This is a genomic window from Nostoc sp., from assembly GCF_036917155.1.
GTDB lineage: Bacteria > Cyanobacteriota > Cyanobacteriia > Cyanobacteriales > Nostocaceae > Nostoc.
Genome location: NZ_JBALDZ010000208.1, coordinates 36,049 through 55,845, shown reverse-complemented (window position 1 = coordinate 55,845; position 19,797 = coordinate 36,049). Strand labels below are relative to the sequence as shown.

Here is a 19,797-nt window from a genome sequence, read left to right as displayed (position 1 = left end):
CGGTTATGATCTGACGTAACCGAAGAGTTTTTGTGCGATCGCATGACTCTCCGGGTGCTTCGCACCCAGAGTCGCCTAACACGCAACTTGGGTTAATAGCTAAAGTCTACTGAAGTAGACTAAGGATTTTTGGGTATATTTTAGTCATCTTCAGATGACTTTTGCTATTAGCAAGGAACTTCAGTTCCTTGCGGGACATGACTTTTAGGTTAAGTTGACATGTATGGCGAGATACCCACCCCACAAGAAGTAGTTGAGTATTTTTTTATTTGTCAGTCCCTTAGGAGTATCATTGCTATCTAGAGAGTAACTGCGCGTTTAATGCTTTAGTGATGCGATCACCAGAAGCTTCTAAGTGGGCTAAGGTGTAAATATCAAGACTTTCACCAATTTGTTTGAGTCTGACATCAATGGCTTTTTGCAGTTGGCGCAATTCATGCCAAGCCAATGTCCGCCCATCTTCAGGTGTATTGGTAATACCCAACATCATCTGGAGCAAAATATTCAGATATTCTCGTTGCAATGAACGGCGGATGCTAGAAATTGGCTTTGATTCTCCGGGGGCAAAAACTTCTGTCCAGATGCCTGTTTGCAGGGTGTCTAACAGTTCTGGAATGGAAAGTGCTTGCCCAGGTAGAGTTTTTAATTCTATATCTTGTAACCGATTTAGGCGATCGCTGTCTAATAGCGATCGCAATATCGAACTTTGAAAACTCAGAATGCGATCGTGAATTGGATAATCAAGGCGGTTGTTAGGTGCAGGACTACCCCAATGTTCCCAGCGCGACGGTGCCAGTTGATTCAGCAATTGGGGTGAAAAGCTGAAAGCGTTCTCAGCAAATACATACTCTTGTAACTTTGTCAACGCCTGACGTTGTTTTAAAAGTGAAACTGGTACAAATGTCCAAGCAGCATCATCATTAGTATGGAGACGCTGAAACGATTGTCCACCAATGTATTTAGAAAGTAAGGTAGCGTTCCGAAAATAATATTTAAGTACTCGATTGAATTTCAGACGTAGATTACTATAGCTTTCTCCTTTCGATAGATAACCCTTGTCAAGGTGCTGCCACATAAAACGAGCATTATCCATTTGCCACTGTGAATAAACCAGCACATCACTACTCATATCCCAGACATTTGCCAAAGGATTGATGTCCCAGATATCCTCATCAGTTGCGTAAGATAATTCTGGTTGAGGTGACGCTAGTGCAATTTGATCTAAAAAACTTTTTTCTGATTCTGGAATAATCGCCTCAAGCGCTGCTGATGGGTTTCTTTTATAACCATACTCAATAGCCCATTCGTCATAAGGGCCAACAACTCTGGGGAAATAGTCACCTTGCTGTACTCCCTGCGGTGCTATATTCACAGGTAGATAGTCCATCACCGAACCCACTAAACCTTTGGTGTGAGTGATTTCAGTATTATTTAATTCTTCAGGCGCTAACATGGTGCTGCCATGAAAGTTGTGGCGCAAACCCAGAGTATGCCCGACTTCGTGAGCAATGATCGAACGCAAATATTGATGCACATACTCTTTCATTGTTTCACTACTGGGTGTAGCATTTGGCAAAACTGACAACGCCAGCGCCCCTATAGCTGCTTGATTTGAAGACTCCACACCATAGCAGAACTCAGAGGAAAAAAGAGCAGTGGGAGATGACGCGGATAATCTATCCACAAATTTCCTCACATTCTCATGTTCTCCTGCCTTTTCTTGACATGGGTTTGTTCCTAGTGATGAATTAACTTCCATCAGTGCGTGATATTCTTGCTGAACTAAACGCACCATATTGGCATCCACGATGATATCTGCATCCAATATTTCCCCAGTGAATGGGTTGACGCGCATCGGCCCTCTGGCAAAACCTGCATCTAAAGAATTGAACCAGCGAATAGTGTTGTAATGTACATCGGCTGGTTTCCAATCAGCATCATCTGGCATTTGCTGCACTTCAATGGCATTTTGAAATCCGGCTTTTTCAAATGCTTTATTCCACATCAAAACGCCTTCACGAATCGCATCGCGGTACTCTAGGGGTACAGCATTTTCAATCCAATATACAATTGGCTTTTTGGGTGGAGACAAGGGGGCATTTGGATCGGATGGTTCTAGATACCAGCGATTGATGTAACGTACAAATGATTCGTGAGGATTATTATTAGAGAAATCTTGGAAAGCAGTAATAAAATATCCCACTCTGTCATCGGCAAGTCTGGGAATATAACCATTGTTTTCTCTCAGTTGAGAAAAACTGTAGTGTACCTTCAGAGTCAGCGCCCTGCTATCGGGTACGGTAACTAAATTCGATCCTTCTAGTGATGAAAAACCATAAATAGAATCAATCTCTATGTTTTCCGGGAAGCTGTTAACATCACCAAAATATGACTTGCGTGCATCTAAGCGATAATCAGCCAGCAAAGAATATTTCAATAGGGGAGTTAATCCCGGAAAATCCTGCATTAGCAGTTCATTCAGTTCGATCAGAATATTTTGATTCTTTGGATCAATAGTAGCTATTTGGAGTGAATAAAGAACGGAATCGCTAAATGAACGAGCAAGCGATCGCTGTTCTGCTCTACTTTCTGTACGGAATTTAACATTTCGCACAACAAAATGCAATCTATTGTTTACTCGTTGGAAGTAGAAGATAAAATCGGAAAGAGGTAATCCACTATAAATCCCACTTTCCCCAACGCCTGATTCCAATGTCACAATCGCTAGGTAGTTTTGATTTAGCTGCTCTGGTTTAAGTTCTAAGTAGATTTTGCCTGAATCCTCACTGCAATAAAGTGTGAAGAGTCCCTCTAGTTTATCAATCCTATTCACAATGCCATTAAATCGGCAAAAATCTTCCTTTTTAATCTCAGTAAGATTATTGTCAGGACTCGCTAAGTTTTCAACTTCTGGGCGTGCATTTAATTGCTGTACATCAAGATGAGAAATATTTGGAAGTTCGTTTGCTTCTGCGTAATCAGTTGATAGCAACAAGCTATACAGTAACACTATACAGATTGCTAATTTCGTTATCCAGTATTTCATCCTTTGGCTTTCCACCTGAAGCAGTTCTCGTGTTAAGGAAAAATGTCGAGTAGTTTTTCGTCTGTAAGCCCTTCCAATATCTAGGGATTACGATATAAATCCACTCAGTCAGATAAACAATGCCTCTAGTACAGCAGAAATACAGCTACCATCTCAATTAACAGACAAGTTGATCGAGCAACTTGTTAAAGATAGGCAAAATTCCGTCACAGTGTACTAGCTAAAAGTCATGTGACTATTGATTGTTATTAGTAACTCTTTAGAAATTATCCATTAAGCATCTATGTCTTAAGATAGACAATTTTTACAACTAAAGATATATGTTTTTTTTACTTCTACCTGTATTAAAAACCAAATGTAGCATTAAAAATGTATTTGGTGCTACATTTGGCAGTTGAACAATCTCAAGCCTGATTTATAAACCAAGAGTAAGACTTCTGAGAAAGCTATTATTAAGCAGATAAATGCTTTTTTCAGATGAATTTTGGAAATTTATGCTAATCTCAACCGTTTTCTTGCATCCTCAATTATTCTCAATGATCTTTAAAGCGTTATTCCAACAGAAAATCAGCATTTTTGCCTAGTTATCGCCCTTTCACCAGGTTGATGAAAATCGCTTTGATTTGTTAGCCAGGATGGGATAGAGCAATCTAGTCACGTCGCTTCTCTACGAGAAGCAAGATCCCCAAAGGGGTACGCTCCGAATTAAAAATGACGCTCTCTACGTTCGCGCAGCGTGTCGCAGATAAGCCATGCCGTTCGCGTTAGCGTCTCTGAAAGAGAAGGCTTTACGCTGCGCTAACAAAATTCAAAATTCTTGCATTATTGATCCCCATAAATAAATTTAGTTGCTCTGTATCCTTTTCATTTTCGGTCAACCACAAACCGAGTTTGAGTGATTGGCTGTAGTTTTGTATACCAATTTCTCTCGCTTAGGTGATGTCAAAATCAAGCAATATATGAAAACAGTTACCATACAGAAATCCTATGGTTTAATTTAGTCAATTTGTTCTCAGTTGATTGGCATAGTCTCATCTAATACTTTTCATAACTGAGATATTCCTTTTGTTAGAAGGATAATCAGTTTTTTATAGTTAATGTTTATTTGTACTTCAAAAAAAAAGCTAATTGGCATGACAAATTTGATTTCTCGGACGATTAGTCACATCAGTTCCCTGCTTAAAGGACTTCAGATAAAAAGTTTATTGGCTGTTGTCCTAGCTGGTTTTCTAATACTGACAACGAATGTTGGTTATGGGCACAACGACAAAGCCTTAGGTGAAAGAGTTCGCGAACAGATACAACAAGATGATTCTCAAAGACCAAAAACAATCGGTGAGTGGAATAAAGAAGCTCGTGAAACGGAAGGTTCTCCTGGAAAACGACTTCAAAAGATTGGTGAAGAGTCAGCAGAAGCCTTTAAACAATTTGGATCTGGGTATGTAGAAGGTGCTCAAAAAACGGCTAATGATGTAGGGGAAAGTGCAGCGCAGACAGGCAAAGATATCTCTAACCAAGTTCGACGCTAAACCGGAAACGCAATCTATACCAGTGGTGTTTTTGACTTGAACTCTTATCCTGTAGACGTTTCAGCGATACTTATTTTCCTTAACCCGCAAAGGACGCAACTGGTCAAAACTGGTTTCAAGTATGGAGGAATGGGGACGGCGAATTTGTTCGCCGTCCCCATTCTTCAATTCCCATGCTTAGGTTAACGGTAGAATTTAGTCCATGAGATGCTGCTGGACTTGTGAAACTAATTCATTTGTCCAGTGGTTGGCGAGTTCGGCATTAGCTGCTTCCACCATTACTCTGATTACTGGTTCTGTGCCAGAGGCGCGAACCAAAATTCTGCCGGAATCACCCATTGCAGCTTCAGCAAGAGCGATCGCTTGTTGCACAGGTTGGCAATCTTGCCATCCTAAGCGGCGATCGCGATCGACAACTCGCACGTTCCGCAACAATTGCGGATAGGTCTGGAAGCTTTGATCTACTAATTCGCTCAAGGAAACACCCGCCTCTCTCACCAAAGATGCTGTGTGTAATGCTGTTAACAAGCCATCCCCAGTTACAGCATAATGACGGCAAAGAATATGACCTGATTGTTCACCGCCTAGCATTCCTCCAGTCCGCTGCATTTCGGCTTGCACGTATTGGTCGCCGACTGCGGTACGAATTAAGTTACCACCAATTTGCTGCCAAGCTTTCTCAAAGCCTAAGTTGGCCATGACTGTAGATACAATCAGGTTGTCTGGCAATTGTTGGTTTTGTTGCAAGTGGCGTCCCCACAGGTAGAGAATGTAATCGCCGTTAACTTGCCTGCCTGTATTATCTACTGCTAAGACGCGATCGGCGTCGCCATCGAAGGCAAAGCCGATGTCGGCGTTGTGTTCTTGTACTGTTGCTGCCAGGATATCTAGGTGTGTGGAACCGCAGTTAACATTAATGCGATCGCCATCTGCTTCGTTATGCAAGCAGATTACCTCTGCCCCCATTTCTATAAATACTGATGGTGCTAACCCGACTGCTGCTCCCCATGCCAAATCTAAAACAATCTTCATTCCCTGAAGATTTAGGGCACTGTTTAAGGGTTTTTTCAACGCCTCGCCATAATGTCCCACTAACTCTAAACGTGAGTAATGCCGTCCGCAATTACTAATTTTAGTAATCGGTGATATTTTGCCACGTAGTCCCGCTTCTATTTCTGCCTGCAATATTTGCGGTAACTTCCCACCATCAGCGCCAAAAATCTTAATCCCATTATCTTCTGGGGGATTGTGGCTGGCAGAAATCATCACTCCGCCGATGGCATCAGTGATGCTGGTGAGATAGGCAATGCAAGGAGTGGGACATAACCCCAAATACCAAACCTCTAGCCCTGCTGCTGTTAACCCTGCACTCAAAGCCATTGCCAGCATATCGCTGGAGTTTCTAGAGTCCTGTCCGAGAATGACTGGCCCTACCTGAGTAGCATGGTGACGTAAAACAATCCCCGTCCAAAAACCAACTTGCAACGCTAGGGGCGCACTCAGTAATTCTCCCACTCGTCCGCGAATCCCGTCTGTGCCAAATAAGGGATTTGCTGGTAGTGGGATTAAATTCAGCCCAAAACTGCTCTCAATCCCTTTGCCCAATCCCTCAGTTTCAGAAGCAGAATCCCCAGGAATGCCCGGTGTCCGAGTTATAGATGAAACCATCTGTTTCAATACTCCACACAATCACACTAGAAAATAGCATTTAATACTTGATTCAACAATTCTGACAGAAAATCTTTTCTCAAATCTTGCACCACAAAACCGAAAGACTGGGATTCTAGCTAAAACAAATCTTCGCGTAGCATCCCGTAGGGTAAGTCCCCTTTGAAGTTCTGATCTAATCTATGAGAAACTGTCATTTAGCATTTAAATGTCTACGTATTTATCTATCTTACGCTAGGCGATATGATAGCGATCGCGTTCATTAGGATGCTATCAAAGGATGTTAAAAAAATGAGTTTCTTGCAATTGTGAAGCCAAGAAACTAGATTTTTTGTTTAAAAACTTGAAAAATCAAGTTTAATAACGGTGTTTAGATATTAGTTTAACAAAGAAGATCGAACAATTTTGAACCGTATTTTTCTGTAAAAATGTGTAATTGCTTTTCCAAGTTTATCTATAGCTTTGCCCAGGAAAGAACGCTTAGGGTATAAAATCTTGTCATGTTCTTCAAAATACTTAGAAATTTCATCCCTATTTGATTGACCCTTGTTAATTTTTACTATCTCAATTTTATTATTGAAAAATGAAATGCCCTCCATCTCACTCCATCTAACTGTCAGCCCAGCTTTATAAGCAGCTAAACCTATTGCATTCCCTTCACCTTCATAAATTCCGTTTAGCTCAAAGTAATTGGCAAGCACCTCCCATTGATTCAAAAATTCAATTTCTTTGCCTGAATCTTTAGTAACTGAGAATAAGTACTCGTGAACGAAATTAATATCCTTCCAACTTGCTTCCAAATTAAGCATTTTTGTTGCATCTTGAACAACTGCAAATTCTCTCACCAATTTACTATTAGCAGTTCCTGCAAGAACTTTAGCAAATTTTTTGGGCATATCCATACAAGCTCTGGCGCTAATTCCTGGTGTTAGCAGCCATTGCATATCTTCTGGTACTGATGCCAAGATTCGCATATCTGAGTCGATGAATATACATGAATTAAAGAGTGAGAGAGATTTGGCAATTGCAAATCTTTTATCATGGTAACACTTAACACCCTGCTGTTGATGCTTAAAGGCTAACACTTGAGAATATCTGCTAAATTCTTCAGGATCATCAGTTAAGACAATCAAATAAGTGTTAGGAGAATGTATTTCTATGTCCTTTGCTAATAAGCAAGCAAGAGCTATATATTTTTTGCCTAATGCTAAAGTACAAAAGCAAAAGTTTTTTTCTGATTGAATCATTTATTTTCCTGTTAATTTACAATAAAGAGATTGAGGCTGTAAAAGTAGATATTTTGTTGGCAAAAGCTATTGATTTATATTGAGAAAGCCATGAATTCGTCAATTGATTTTGAATTTAATTGGTCAATGAATAAATGGCGAAAAACCCAATTAAATCTAATATCTATTGATCAACAAGCCAGTAGTTGTTCAAAATCTTCAAGTAATTGTCTCTTCTACCTTATTCAATATTCAAAAAAGTTAAACACAATTTCGTTTTTTCCAATTCCAAAGGAGAAAGCTATAGCTTTGGCAATTCTGATTTGAAAAAAACCTCATGAGGTAAGAAAAACCGCCAGAGAAAACCAGGAGGTAGTACCGCACTAGATTCGGCATCTAGAGGTAAATATTGAGAACGATAGGTTTTGATTGCCTCATTCTTTTTGGATTGCACTGTATGAATAGCCAATCGATGAGCACCTGCCAATTCGTCAAACTTGAGATCCTGAAATAGTAAAGATTTCCAAAGCAACCAGATGGCATACTCCCATAAATCAACTTTCACCCCAGCTTTAACAATCGCAGTCTTAACGAGTTGATAAGTAATCTCATGGTCTTGACTCCGATCTTTTTTGTGAGTTACGTAAACTTCTTGGGGCTGAAATGTATGCAACAATTGCACAATATCCTCAATAGTTTGCTGCTGCTCGGCTTCTGTCATCTTGTGTAGTAAACCATCAGATCTATTCAGAAAGTGAATATCTTTGGAATCAACACCCAGAATATTCAAAGCTGTCAGTGCTTCTTGTTTACGAATTTGAATAATTTCGGAGCGGGTAATTCTGGGATTACCTTGATGGGAACCCCCTCCATCCGTGACAAAAACAACCTTAATAGGTACACCTTGTTCTCGCTTCAGTGCAATAATTCCACCACAGCCAAGTGCTTCATCATCTTGGTGAGGAGCAAACACAATCAGCGATTTGTTGCTAATATCTAACGGTTGACTACCTTGATACAAAAGCCAGTAGAACTGTAGCCGGATCTGAAGTTCTCGCAATCGGTAGTTAAACAGCCATAGCTTGTTGTGCAGACTAATCTTTAAACGATTTAAAATATTTCCCATATTGTTAATGTAATAATTTCTTGGAATTAACTATCTCAAAGATTGAAATTTAGTTTATTGGGTACTAACAGCATAGCCTCTGTACTATTTGTCACCATTAAATCAGTTTACATATCTGGTGTTGAAATTTAAGTTTTATACATTACTGACGTTATAGACTGCTGTAAAATATATTATTAACAATGAAAATATGTGTTTTTTCCTCAGTTAATGTATTTGTAATATATCACTTGCATATTGTATATTCCTCAGTGCCTATACTTAACTTGGTATTGATTTGTGGATTTCTTGGAGATAACTACTGAAGTATAAAAACTTGCTAATTTATTCTCTAAGCATTCATCTGGATAGAATTAATACGAGAATTAAGAGATATTTTATGAAGAAGGGGAAGAGGGGAAATGTAAAAAGCGAGCGAAAATCATTTTCCCTAGCTGGTTAGTGTGTAAAAAACTACAAAATCATCTTAGCTTAAAAATTTTTAATATAAATTCTCATCAAATAGTTTTAAGGTAACTTTTTAATGGCTTTTTTAGCCGTTAGTAAATCGGAACTCCGGCAGTTAACTTTTTAAAGTTGAGAAATTTAGCATGAGCAGCAATTTAGCAACCAAATTACGTGTAGGCACCAAGAAAGCCCACACGATGGCAGAGAATGTAGGTTTTGTCAAGTGCTTTTTAAAAGGAGTAGTGGAAAAAAACTCTTACCGGAAACTAGTTGCTAACTTCTACTTCGTCTACTCAGCGATGGAAGAGGAAATGGAAAAGCACCACCAGCACCCAATAATTTCTAAAATTAACTTTCCTCAGCTAAACCGCAAGCATACCCTAGAGCAAGACCTGAATTATTACTTTGGTGCAAACTGGAGAGAGCAAATCAAGCTATCTCCCGCAGGTGAAGCTTATGTAAAGCGCATCCGAGAAATATCTCAAACCGAACCAGAACTATTAATCGCCCATTCATATACTCGTTACTTGGGTGACTTATCCGGGGGACAAATTCTCAAAAATATTGCTGTAACAGCGATGAATTTGTCGGATGGGCAAGGAACAGCTTTTTATGAGTTTCCAGAGATTCCTGACGAGAAGGCATTCAAAGCCAAATATCGGCAAATTTTGGATGAATTACCCCTTGATGATGCTACAACCGATCGCATCGTTGATGAAGCTAATGCCGCTTTTGGCACGAACATGAAGATGTTCCAGGAGTTGGAAGGTAATTTAATTAAGGCGATCGGTGTAATGCTATTCAACAGCCTCACACGGCGTCGTACACGCGGTAGTACTGAACTCGTCACTGCTGAGTAAATTTTATTAATTAAGTAAAATTTTTCAAATCTAGGGGCAACCTCCTTGGGTTCACCTGAATAAAATCAGGCGATCGCGGAGATGTTGCCCCTACTGCTGTTTGTTAGCGATCGTGGCTATGTTGGCTGACTACTAGAGCGCCGGTCAACTAATATATGTTGACAAAAACGTCATTACGTGTGTATGGTCAAAACGCCTATTGATGGCTAAATTTTGAGGTCTAGTTTTTAGCGATCGCATTAAAACTGAGTGCATAAGGATTTCTCACCAGATTTATCAAACCGAAGTGCAGAGGTCTTAGGGGCGGGTTAAGCGAGACATTCATGAATGATGGATTATATCTGTTAACCCGCCCCTACTGAAGAGTGAGAAATGCGGGATAAACGTTCGATTAACATAACACCCATATCCTGCGCTTTACGTCAACTACTTGTACTTGATCGGCGCTCTAGACGTTTGCTATTCAAATCATTAAATTAAAAACTGCTCTTGCTGAAAGTAGACAAGAGCAGTTTTTAATAGCAAAGCCCAAAATAAAAATTTAGGCATCTTCAAGTTCAAATTGAGCCACCGTAACGGCGTTCAAAGCGAAAGCTAAAACTAATGGCATCGGCGACTGAAACCAAAAGGTGAAAAGAACAGCTAAGATTGTGCCGATTACTGCGGACATTGACCACAATCGTTCTTCAAAAGTCAGTCCATTTTCGGCTTTAATCAATCTGAGAGCATGAACTGGAATCGGTTCCGGCATTACCCCACCCGGAGGGAAAGCCCAGAAGTTATTACGTCGCTCGACAAACAAATCTGTCCAGCCATTCTCTTGGCACCATGCCTCAATCCATTGAAGTGAGTAATGATTCATCATCGGGTTTGGGAGTTCAGTTTGTGGAAGTTGTGTACTTGGTGAATGTAAACTCTTAGAGATTCCTGAAGAACTAACTAATCGCTATAAAATCAACGCTAATTATTGAACTTTTAAGCTTTGTTAAGCAAATTGAGACACATGTAATTACGCTCAAACCTTGCTTTCATTAATTAAAAGACTAACAGTTGATCGGGGCTGTTGAATTTAAAAGACAATAAACTTTACTTTAAAAATGGAAAGTCAAGAATTGTAAATAAGTCAGTGAGTATTACTGCTCAATAAAACTCTTTATATCCTGAAATTGAAATCTAAAAATGAAGAATTGTGAACAAATAAACAAACTTTTCAAGAAACACATTCGGTGGAGCAAGAAATAGGAATAAGTTCCAAACCAAGAGCCTGAGCTTTTTGCCGGAGGTTTTTGAGAATCAGTTCCTGGTATTTTTGCTCATAGTAGTCCATACCAGAATCAGAATATTCTCCAGCATCTGTCCACATTTGGTAGAATAAAACGAGCTAACTGGGAGCATCCTGTTTTGGCGGATCGCCCTGCGCTAAGGCGCACGCTACGCGAACAGACTAGAAGTCTGGGGCTATACAAACAAAACCCGCCTACGCGGGTTTCAGAGAGTCCGCGCAGGCGGACGAAAGTTTGTGTAGCCGCGATTTCCAATCGCCCGGTGTTTCTTCCAAAAGTGGATGCTCCCAGCTAACTTGTGTGCAGTAGTAGTTATTGCTTAACGGCTTTGTCCATCAGGATAAGGGCATCTCAATCAGGGCAAACGCATCTAAATTACTCTTGATGACAACGAAGGTTAAAAACCAACGAAAAAATCAGGATTTCGCGTTTGATTATTTTTTAAGCCCCAAAGCGATCGCCTAAAATTTTCGCAATAAGCAAGACTTAATGACATTAATTTTAACTCTGTTGAGAATATACTTTACTTATTGACATGATGCGGCCGCCCTGGCATCTCAATCAGGCTTGACACAAGGAATCAAAAAAATCTAATGTATTGTTAAGGAAAAAACAACTAAGAACTTGAATCTCTACAACAAACCTTGTTTTTTCAACTTAGCTAGCGCATCTTCAGCAGCAGCTTTTTCTGCATCTTTTTTATTGCGTCCCTTACCTTCTCCGTAAATTTTTTCATCTACCAATACTTTGGCTATGAATTCCGGCGCATGAGAAGGGCCTCCTATTTGGTCTGTGAAATATTTGGGGGGATTTGGAGTAACATTGCGTTGCACCCATTCTTGAAAGCGGTTTTTTGAGTCTACATTAGAACGAGACACAACTATATTCTTAGGATCTACAGAATCAAATAGCGGTTCTATAATTGCACGAACTGTTTCAATATTGGAATCATTATCCAAATAGTAAGCACCAAGAATTGCTTCAAAGGTGCTACTGAGCAAGTTAGGATTTTGGTAGCCTCCGTCTCGAATTGCGCCTTTGCCTAACCGCATCCTAAAGTCTAAACCTACCTCCTGGGCGAACTTTGCCAATTGCTTCTCATCTACCAGGGCCGAACGCCGCCGGGTTAATTCATCTTCTCCCATTTCTGCGTGACGACCATAGAGATATTCGCCGCTTAAGAAATTTAGCAAAGCATCACCGAGAAACTCTAGGCGTTCATTATGTTCCCCTTCTCCGGGGTTTTCATGGACGTAAGAACGGTGGGTAAGCGCACGGCGTAGAAGTCTTTCATTATGGAATATTAGAAGTTTGTGCATTTTTATATTGTGTTTTTTTGCAGAAATTAACTGTTGGGAAAGTTTACAAGTGTTGTTTTGTTCAGACATGAAAAAACCGCAAATTGCGGTGTCTTGGGAAAACCCAGTTGAATAAAAAACTGGGTTTTTTAAAACTATTTTAGGCAGCCAGTATATCTAATTCAGTTAAAAATAACTCCTGATTTTGCTTTCGGACTTTACCATCCTTTACAGCAACATCAATAAACTGGCTAAAACTCTTAAATTTCTTGTCATTATCTGTTAATAGCAACCTAGCTTTCTGAAAGAGATTTACACTAAAAAAGTATTTCCTTCTCCCTAGTTAGGCTCTCTATTTACAAATTTAATTGATTTCTAGTCTAAGAAGGTAAAATCCCTGGCTTACTGCTAAGTATCGGGTTATTCATTCCGCCGAACATTCACCCAAATATCTAGTTTTCCCGCTGATAGTCTAATCAATGAATTAACCTAAAATCAGGCTGAATGTTCAGCCGAAGGAATAACGCGATACTTAGCGGTAAGCTAGGGATTTTACGTTCTTAGACCACAATCAATATTTGCACTTGTTAAGTTTTGCTTTAGAGTGCAGTTATTTTGCTGCGGTTGTCATATATGTAACATGAGCTTAATCTGGGTGTCAAGCATCTCCTTTGTAAAGAACTGTAAACCTAACGACTGGATACCTGTCAGCTTTAGGGACACAACTTTCGCGGAAATCTCTACCTAATTTGAGAGATAAATTAAGTAAACAAGGCAAGAATATCACTTGATTAGGTAACACAATACGCTTATTTAAATAACCATATTTACTTTCAATATCCTAATATGGTTAACTGTAAAATAATAAATATTTTAAGAATATTTTAGTTAATAAATAATTTACGGCTTGTTTTGCGCGATCGCACCATACAAAATACCTAAAATTTTCTTAATATCCTGAATATAATATTCGCTCAAATCAATCGAAACTATATTCCCTTCAAGCTTAATAAATTGCCAGATTGTACCGATAGTAATAGCACCATATATAGCTTTGATTTGATTTCCACTCCTCTCGTTAAATAACTGAGTAGCTACCATTTCAGCAATACATTGCGCTAAACCAGATATCAAATTCTCATTTTTACTTTCTACTAAAACAACTACCGAACTACGTACAAGCAACTGTTCCGAAGAAAGACTCAAAATTAAATCACAAAATCCGTTTAATCCTCGCTGACTATCAACAGTAAAATCAACTCCAGAAAACAAACTTATTTCATAATTAAATTTGCGTCTAATTTCTAACAAGTTGGACTGATTATCATTTCTCTTCGAGCTTTCTCAGAACTTATCGCTACTGCTAAATCAACATTTTCCCTAAGAATAGTAGATAATAAATCACTACATTCTTGCTCCTTCACAGTCACAAATAATCCAGATGATTCGTGAATAGCTAACCCAAAAGAATCAATAACTTCAATAAGTTTGAAATCACTATAAGCCATAAAACTTACTCCTTGGTCTTAGAATATGTTTGAAAAGCCCCGGCGACTAGAAGTCGCGGCTACACAGACAAAACCCACCTCCGTGGGTTAAAAACCTTGATTTCGTATTAGTCCACGGAGGTGGACTTCGTTTGTGTAGTAGTGAATTCCATTCGCCCAATACTTTACTTGGCTATACAGACGAAACCCACGGACGTGGGTTTGAAAGACCTAGTTTTTGGTTAGTCCGCGCAGGCGGACGAGAGTTTGTGTAGTAGCGAATTCCATTCGCCCAATACTTTACTTTACAAACGTCTTCTTATGACTTTGACGGAAATACCCTCACTAAATTAAGAGATAAATCAGGGAAGCAAGGAAATTTTATTACTTGATTTGATAGAATAATTCGTTTATTCAAATAACCATGTTTACCTTGATTATTCTGATATACTTCACTGTAAGCTTCCAAATAATTATCGAATAAATTGAATATCCAATAATCAGCAATACCTGCTTTGGCATAAAGAGGTATTTTCACAACTTGGTCATAAGCCAAAGAAGAATCTGAAACCTCCATTACCAATAACACATCAGCAGGTTGAGGATGACCAGACAGATAATTATCATCTCGGTTTTGAAGAATAGCAAAATCTGGTTCAGGTTCGCTGTTAGGTGGCAAAGCAATCGGAGCTTGAGATTGCAAAGTTGCCCGATCACCTACAATTTTTGGAAGCTCCCGCAACAAGTTTCGCAAACAAGTTTCATGGGCTGTACCTTTGGATGCCATTTCAATAATTTCCCCGTTGATTAATTCAATATGGTCATCTTCATGGAAAAAGCCCAATTCAATAAGCCTGTGGTATTCAGCTAGTGTGAAGCGTTTAGCCTGGGCAATACTCATAAATCCTCCTCCCAAGGGAAATGCGTAGCGGCTTGTCGTTAGATATCGCACTTATATTCTAAATGTGTCAGAAATTGGTATGCTAAAGGCCGAGACTCGCTATGAAAGCAAACAATGCCTGCGCCTACTATCAATCCCACGATCACTGCTTTTCCCTTGACAGCCGTAGTCGGTCAAGAAGCAATTAAATTAGCCTTACTGTTAGCCGCAGTTGATCCTGGTTTGGGAGGAGTGGCGATCGCAGGTCGTCGCGGTACGGCAAAATCTGTAATGGCTCGTGCTATTCACGCTCTACTACCGCCCATTGAAGTTGTCAAAGGCTCAATCAGTAATTGTGACCCCAACCACCCAGAAGAATGGGACGATCAACTTTTGGCGGAGTACGCAGACAAAGACATTCAAGATGTTCCCGTCGAAATTATCCCTGCGCCTTTTTTGCAAATCCCTCTAGGTATTACAGAAGACCGACTATTAGGTTCAGTAGATGTTGAAAAGTCGGTAAAACAAGGTGATACTATTTTTCAGCCCGGTTTACTCGCTACAGCAAACCGGGGTGTACTGTACGTAGATGAAATAAATTTATTAGATGACCAAATATCAAATCAGCTTTTAACAGTATTATCTGACGGACGCAACCAGATCGAACGGGAAGGGATTAGTTTTCAGCATCCGTGCAAATCCCTGTTTATTGCCACCTACAATCCAGAAGAAGGCGGATTACGGGAGCATTTGCTAGATAGAATTGCGATCGCACTTTCTGCTGACGGTGTACTCGGCTTAGATCAAAGAGTAGCAGCAGTTGAAGTTGCGATCGCCTATTCTAAATCTCCCCAAGACTTCCTCAAGCAGTACAACGAAGATTTAGACTCCCTCAAAACCCAAATCATTTTGGCGCGGGAATGGTTGAAAGAAGTCATCATCACCCATGAACAAATTGCTTACTTAGTGGATGAGGCTATTCGCGGCGGAGTTCAGGGACATCGCGCCGAGTTATTTGCCACACGGGTTGCCAAAGCGGCGGCGGCTTTAGAAGGACGGACAACTGTCAATGCCGAAGATTTGCGCCGTGCGGTGGAATTGGTAATAGTACCACGTGCCACAGTTGTGCAGACACCGCCACCTGAACAAGCACCACCACCACCCCCACCACCGCCACAACAGAATCAAGAAGAACCCCAGGACGAATCCGAAGAGGAAGAACAAGAAGAACAGGAAGAAAATCAAGAGCAAGAACCCCCTAGCATCCCAGAAGAATTTATCTTTGATCCAGAAGGGGTAATTCTTGATGACAACGTGCTTTACTTTACTCAAATGGCGAAGCGGCAGGGTAAATCTGGTAGTCGCAGTGTCATCTTTTCTGATGACAGGGGACGCTACATTAAGCCAATGTTGCCCAAGGGGAAAGCGCGGCGCATTGCAGTAGATGCCACCCTCAGAGCAGCGGCTCCTTATCAAAAAGCACGAAGAGAAAGACACCCAGATAGAAAAGTTATTGTCGAACAGCCTGATATTCGCTCGAAACGCCTAGTACGCAAAGCCGGGGCGTTGGTAGTATTTGTGGTAGATGCTTCTGGCTCAATGGCCCTGAATCGAATGCAATCGGCTAAAGGTGCGGTGATGCAACTGTTGACAGAAGCTTATCAAAACCGTGACCAAATAGCATTAATTCCCTTCCGGGGAGAACAGGCAGAGGTATTATTGCCTCCAACACGTTCTATTGCCTTAGCGCGTAACCGTTTGGAAAGGTTGCCCTGTGGTGGGGGTTCGCCCTTAGCACATGGTTTAACTCAAGCTGTGCGCGTCGGCTTAAATGCTCAGATGAGTGGAGATATTGGACAAGTTGTCCTTGTCGCAATCACCGATGGACGGGGTAATATTCCCTTAGCGCGTTCTTTGGGTGAACAGCTAGAACCAGGAGAAAAGCCAGATATCAAAGGAGAATTATTAGAAATTGCTGCGAGAATCCGTTCTTTGGGAATGCAATTATTAGTAATTGATACGGAAAGTAAATTTGTGTCCACGGGTTTTGCTAAGGAATTATCGCAAACAGCAGGCGGTAAATATTATCATTTGCCGAAAGCGACAGACCAAGCTATTGCTGCTATGACCAAAGGTGCGATCGCTGATCTAAAATCTCGTTGAGTAGAGTGGGGATGAGGGAGATGAGGGAGATGAGGGAGATGAGGGGGTTTAATGCTTAATTAGCCAAGGTGATGGTTTGTTAATTATATGTACTAGACTACTCAGAACTTGGTTGTATGTACCATATAGTTCCCGACCTATTTCAATATTCATGTAGTTGCACTTAACAGCAAACTCAATCCAGGTTTGAGTTTCCGCTGATTCTGCTTCACAGTCATTCAACTTAGCCACAAAAGCAGCTTGATATCTTCTTTTACCGAGCTATCCCTCAGCAAAATTAGCACAAACTGAACGTGATGAACGACGAATCTGGTCGGTTAATGAATAACGTTCCTCTACTGGAAACTTTTTTGATAGTTCAAAAATTATCATGGCTGAATCAAAAGCCATTTTATAAACTTCTAAATCTTTGTGATCTTTAATAACTCTTGTACTGTTCTCCCCCATCCCCCCTACTTCCTCATCCCCCTCATCTCCCTCATCCCCCTCAAATGACTACGAGCCAGTGGGCATTACCTGTGGTTGCAAATAGCAAATCAAATCTTGAATTCCCTTTTGGAGATAGCGCGTTACTGTCATTGGGCTAGTACCAATGTTTTTAGCTGCATCCTTGCGAGAAAGTTCCTTCAAGAATACCATTTCAACTGCCATACGGGGTTTTTCTTCCAACATATTGATTGCGCCTTGGAGTTGTTGGCGTTCTTCTTCTTGTTGCAGAAGCACATGAGAACGAGGACAAGGAAGTGCCTCACCCAAGGTTATTTGACAATCAACATAGTTAACTGCGGTTGCATCTAAACTCAAAGGCATCCGGTTTTGAGCCGCTAACTTGGTTTCTTGCCATTCTTGTACCGATACCCGGAGTTGACTGGCAATTTCAGCATCCTTGGGCGGGCGACCTAAAGAGATTGACAAGTCCTTGCGAATCTTTTGTCCTTCATTGTACAATTCTTGCCAACGACGAGGAATTTTTAATAGAGTACTGCGATCGCGCAAAAAGTGCAGCATTTCACCGCGAATATATGGCACTGCAAAGGAACTAAAAGCATATCCTTGGCTAGGGTCGAAGCGCTCAATTGCCCTAATTAAACCAAAATAACCAATTTGTTCTAAATCTTCATAAGGTTCATTACATTGATGGCTGAATTTATGAGCCATCTTTCGCACTAAGCCAGTGTGTAACTGTACAAGTTTATTACGAAGTTTAATAGAAGGATTCTGGTGGTACAAGTGTAATAATTCTATACCATCAGTTCGTAAAGAGGACTCACTTGTTGCCATATACATTACCTTTGTTGTAACTCCTATTCCTGAGAAAATGGAGCTGCGTATATTTTCTTCTAAGCTGTCATTATTTTCCTTAGTCAAGCCAGAATAAGCCATCGTCGTTCCACTGAACTTGTGAGGGGTCGAACTCCACAATTCAGTATTTGTACGCATGATTTTGTTGCTGTCACTGTTACAGGTTATTTTTGTTTTTTACATAACTCTTGAAGGGCACATAATCTTTAGCTTTTGCAACAAAAACTAGCTAGGGCTTGCTGAACAATGTCTTACTGACTTACAGCTATTTACCTGAAAACTGCTGTAATAGCCATCTGTCATACTGAGAGCAACGTGGCTCGGTACTGAATTAATTGCAAAAGAGACTGGGCAATTTTATCTCTTAGTACACGCCGTCATTAAGAAAGGTCAAAAATCCAAATTGGCAGTTGGATTGAGGAACAAAACTCAATGTGAATAACTCTGAATACAACCCCTGAGAAAGCAACAGTTCAGAGATGGTTGCAAGCTATGGACGATATTGATGTGGAAATTTTGCAACCCGATTAAATCCTTGGCCGTTAACCGTAAAGATTGGTAAGAATAAGAATAGGCAGAACGTTTTCCTAAAAAACAGTTTTTCAATATGAGCAATACCAGTAATTTTCGTGAAGCTATCCGTGAGGCTAAATCTCACGCCCTTGTTGGCCCAAACGTGATTGCCAACGCCCTCCCCTACGTCGGTGGTGGATTGGTGCTAACGGCATTAGGAACCTACGGTGGTTTGGGAATTATCCGTACTAACCCCGAAATATTCTTTCCCACCTTCATTGGTGCGGTGATTTTGGAGTTAATTTTGTTCTTTGTTGCCCAAAATGTTGCCCAAAAAGGTAATAAGGGGCTTGCACTACCCCTGTTGGCAACCTACAGCCTCTTGTCTGGATATACTCTCAGTGGCTTGATATTTGTCGCTTTGAGATCCCAAGGTGTTGGCATTCAAGGCATTGGTTTGGCTGCCCTTGGTTGTGGTGTCACCTTTATAGCTGCCCGTCAAATTGGTTCAAATCTTTCTGAACAAGACGGCATGGCTTTGACGAAAACCATTAATCTTGGTGTCATTGCCTTGGTAGTTGTGTGCGTTGCCCAATTCGGCTTTGCTATGTTTGGTGTTTATACGCCAAATTGGTTAGAAATTGCCATCTCCGGTTTAGGAGTATTCTTGTTTGTTGGAGTTTCTGTAGTTGATTTCTACATCTTGCCCCGCACTTACAGCGACGATCAATATCTGCCCGCTGCTTTGTCGATGTACCTCACTTACATCAACTTGTTTGTCTTTATCTTGCGGTTGCTAATTGCCATTAATGGCCGTGATTAATTGTCTGTAGGCGCTAACAAAAGTAAACTTTTATAAAGTAAAAACCGTGGTTAAATTTTTAGCGACCACGGTTTTTTCATCGTTTTAATAGTAGAATATGTAGATAAGTTCAGCCTCAAGTGAGTAAAACCATGCTGAAACTCTTA

General features: G+C 40.4%; 15 protein-coding genes and 1 pseudogene. 4 read left to right on the top strand and 12 right to left on the bottom strand.

Features of this window, described 5'->3' with window-relative positions; all coding sequences use genetic code 11:
- Window positions 1-295 precede the first annotated feature (295 nt).
- A complete protein-coding gene (locus tag V7K67_RS26890; protein WP_335169127.1) occupies window positions 296-3,046 on the bottom strand; it encodes a zinc-dependent metalloprotease in 2,751 nt (916 codons plus the stop codon).
- Between the two features lie 1,133 nt (window positions 3,047-4,179).
- On the opposite strand from V7K67_RS26890, the gene V7K67_RS26885 reads away from it, so the two are divergent.
- The gene (locus tag V7K67_RS26885; protein WP_334733410.1) at window positions 4,180-4,575 is read left to right on the top strand and encodes a hypothetical protein; all 396 of its coding nucleotides are present in this window, start codon (window positions 4,180-4,182) and stop codon (window positions 4,573-4,575) included.
- Between the two features lie 195 nt (window positions 4,576-4,770).
- Here V7K67_RS26885 and glmM read toward each other — a convergent pair whose 3' ends face one another.
- The 3 genes from glmM to V7K67_RS26870 all read right to left on the bottom strand — a co-directional run bounded on the left by glmM (window position 4,771) and on the right by V7K67_RS26870 (window position 8,595).
- The gene (gene glmM / locus V7K67_RS26880) at window positions 4,771-6,243 is read right to left on the bottom strand and encodes a phosphoglucosamine mutase (RefSeq protein ID WP_334711509.1); all 1,473 of its coding nucleotides are present in this window, start codon (window positions 6,241-6,243) and stop codon (window positions 4,771-4,773) included.
- A gap of 377 nt (window positions 6,244-6,620) precedes the next feature.
- Window positions 6,621-7,490 (bottom strand): hypothetical protein, encoded by an 870-nt coding sequence (locus V7K67_RS26875; protein ID WP_334711510.1) that lies wholly within the window; start codon window positions 7,488-7,490, stop codon window positions 6,621-6,623.
- Window positions 7,491-7,770: 280 nt separating this feature from the next.
- Complete coding sequence (locus V7K67_RS26870; protein WP_335169124.1) at window positions 7,771-8,595, bottom strand: PIG-L deacetylase family protein; 825 nt, start codon at window positions 8,593-8,595, stop codon at window positions 7,771-7,773.
- Between the two features lie 590 nt (window positions 8,596-9,185).
- On the opposite strand from V7K67_RS26870, the gene V7K67_RS26865 reads away from it, so the two are divergent.
- Window positions 9,186-9,902 carry a biliverdin-producing heme oxygenase gene (locus V7K67_RS26865; RefSeq protein WP_334733411.1) on the top strand — a complete coding sequence of 239 codons (717 nt, stop codon included), beginning with the start codon at window positions 9,186-9,188 and terminating at the stop codon, window positions 9,900-9,902.
- A 541-nt stretch (window positions 9,903-10,443) separates the two neighbouring features.
- Here V7K67_RS26865 and V7K67_RS26860 read toward each other — a convergent pair.
- From V7K67_RS26860 to V7K67_RS26835, 6 genes are all read right to left on the bottom strand, one after another.
- Complete coding sequence (locus V7K67_RS26860; protein WP_179067797.1) at window positions 10,444-10,767, bottom strand: hypothetical protein; 324 nt, start codon at window positions 10,765-10,767, stop codon at window positions 10,444-10,446.
- Window positions 10,768-11,112: 345 nt separating this feature from the next.
- A complete protein-coding gene (locus V7K67_RS26855; protein ID WP_334711513.1) occupies window positions 11,113-11,265 on the bottom strand; it encodes a hypothetical protein in 153 nt (50 codons plus the stop codon).
- A 552-nt stretch (window positions 11,266-11,817) separates the two neighbouring features.
- Window positions 11,818-12,504 carry a ribonuclease III gene (rnc, locus tag V7K67_RS26850; protein WP_334733458.1) on the bottom strand — a complete coding sequence of 229 codons (687 nt, stop codon included), beginning with the start codon at window positions 12,502-12,504 and terminating at the stop codon, window positions 11,818-11,820.
- 879 nt (window positions 12,505-13,383) lie between these two features.
- A complete protein-coding gene (locus tag V7K67_RS26845) occupies window positions 13,384-13,794 on the bottom strand; it encodes a hypothetical protein (RefSeq protein ID WP_334733412.1) in 411 nt (136 codons plus the stop codon).
- Complete coding sequence (locus V7K67_RS26840) at window positions 13,788-13,991, bottom strand: hypothetical protein (protein WP_334733413.1); 204 nt, start codon at window positions 13,989-13,991, stop codon at window positions 13,788-13,790. Before V7K67_RS26840 ends, V7K67_RS26845 begins: the two co-directional genes overlap by 7 nt.
- Window positions 13,992-14,289: 298 nt before the next feature.
- On the bottom strand, window positions 14,290-14,871 hold the full coding sequence (locus V7K67_RS26835) for a Uma2 family endonuclease (protein ID WP_334733414.1): 582 nt from the start codon (window positions 14,869-14,871) through the stop codon (window positions 14,290-14,292).
- Between the two features lie 114 nt (window positions 14,872-14,985).
- On the opposite strand from V7K67_RS26835, the gene bchD reads away from it, so the two are divergent.
- The gene (bchD, locus tag V7K67_RS26830; RefSeq protein ID WP_335169121.1) at window positions 14,986-17,013 is read left to right on the top strand and encodes a magnesium chelatase ATPase subunit D; all 2,028 of its coding nucleotides are present in this window, start codon (window positions 14,986-14,988) and stop codon (window positions 17,011-17,013) included.
- Window positions 17,014-17,061: 48 nt separating this feature from the next.
- On the opposite strand, the pseudogene V7K67_RS26825 reads toward bchD, so the two are convergent.
- Window positions 17,062-17,460, bottom strand: a pseudogene (locus V7K67_RS26825) (four helix bundle protein).
- A gap of 48 nt (window positions 17,461-17,508) precedes the next feature.
- On the bottom strand, window positions 17,509-18,294 hold the full coding sequence (locus V7K67_RS26820; protein WP_229498888.1) for an RNA polymerase sigma factor SigF: 786 nt from the start codon (window positions 18,292-18,294) through the stop codon (window positions 17,509-17,511).
- 628 nt (window positions 18,295-18,922) lie between these two features.
- Here V7K67_RS26820 and V7K67_RS26815 point away from each other — a divergent pair.
- On the top strand, window positions 18,923-19,651 hold the full coding sequence (locus V7K67_RS26815; protein ID WP_334706413.1) for a Bax inhibitor-1/YccA family protein: 729 nt from the start codon (window positions 18,923-18,925) through the stop codon (window positions 19,649-19,651).
- Window positions 19,652-19,797: the final 146 nt, after the last annotated feature.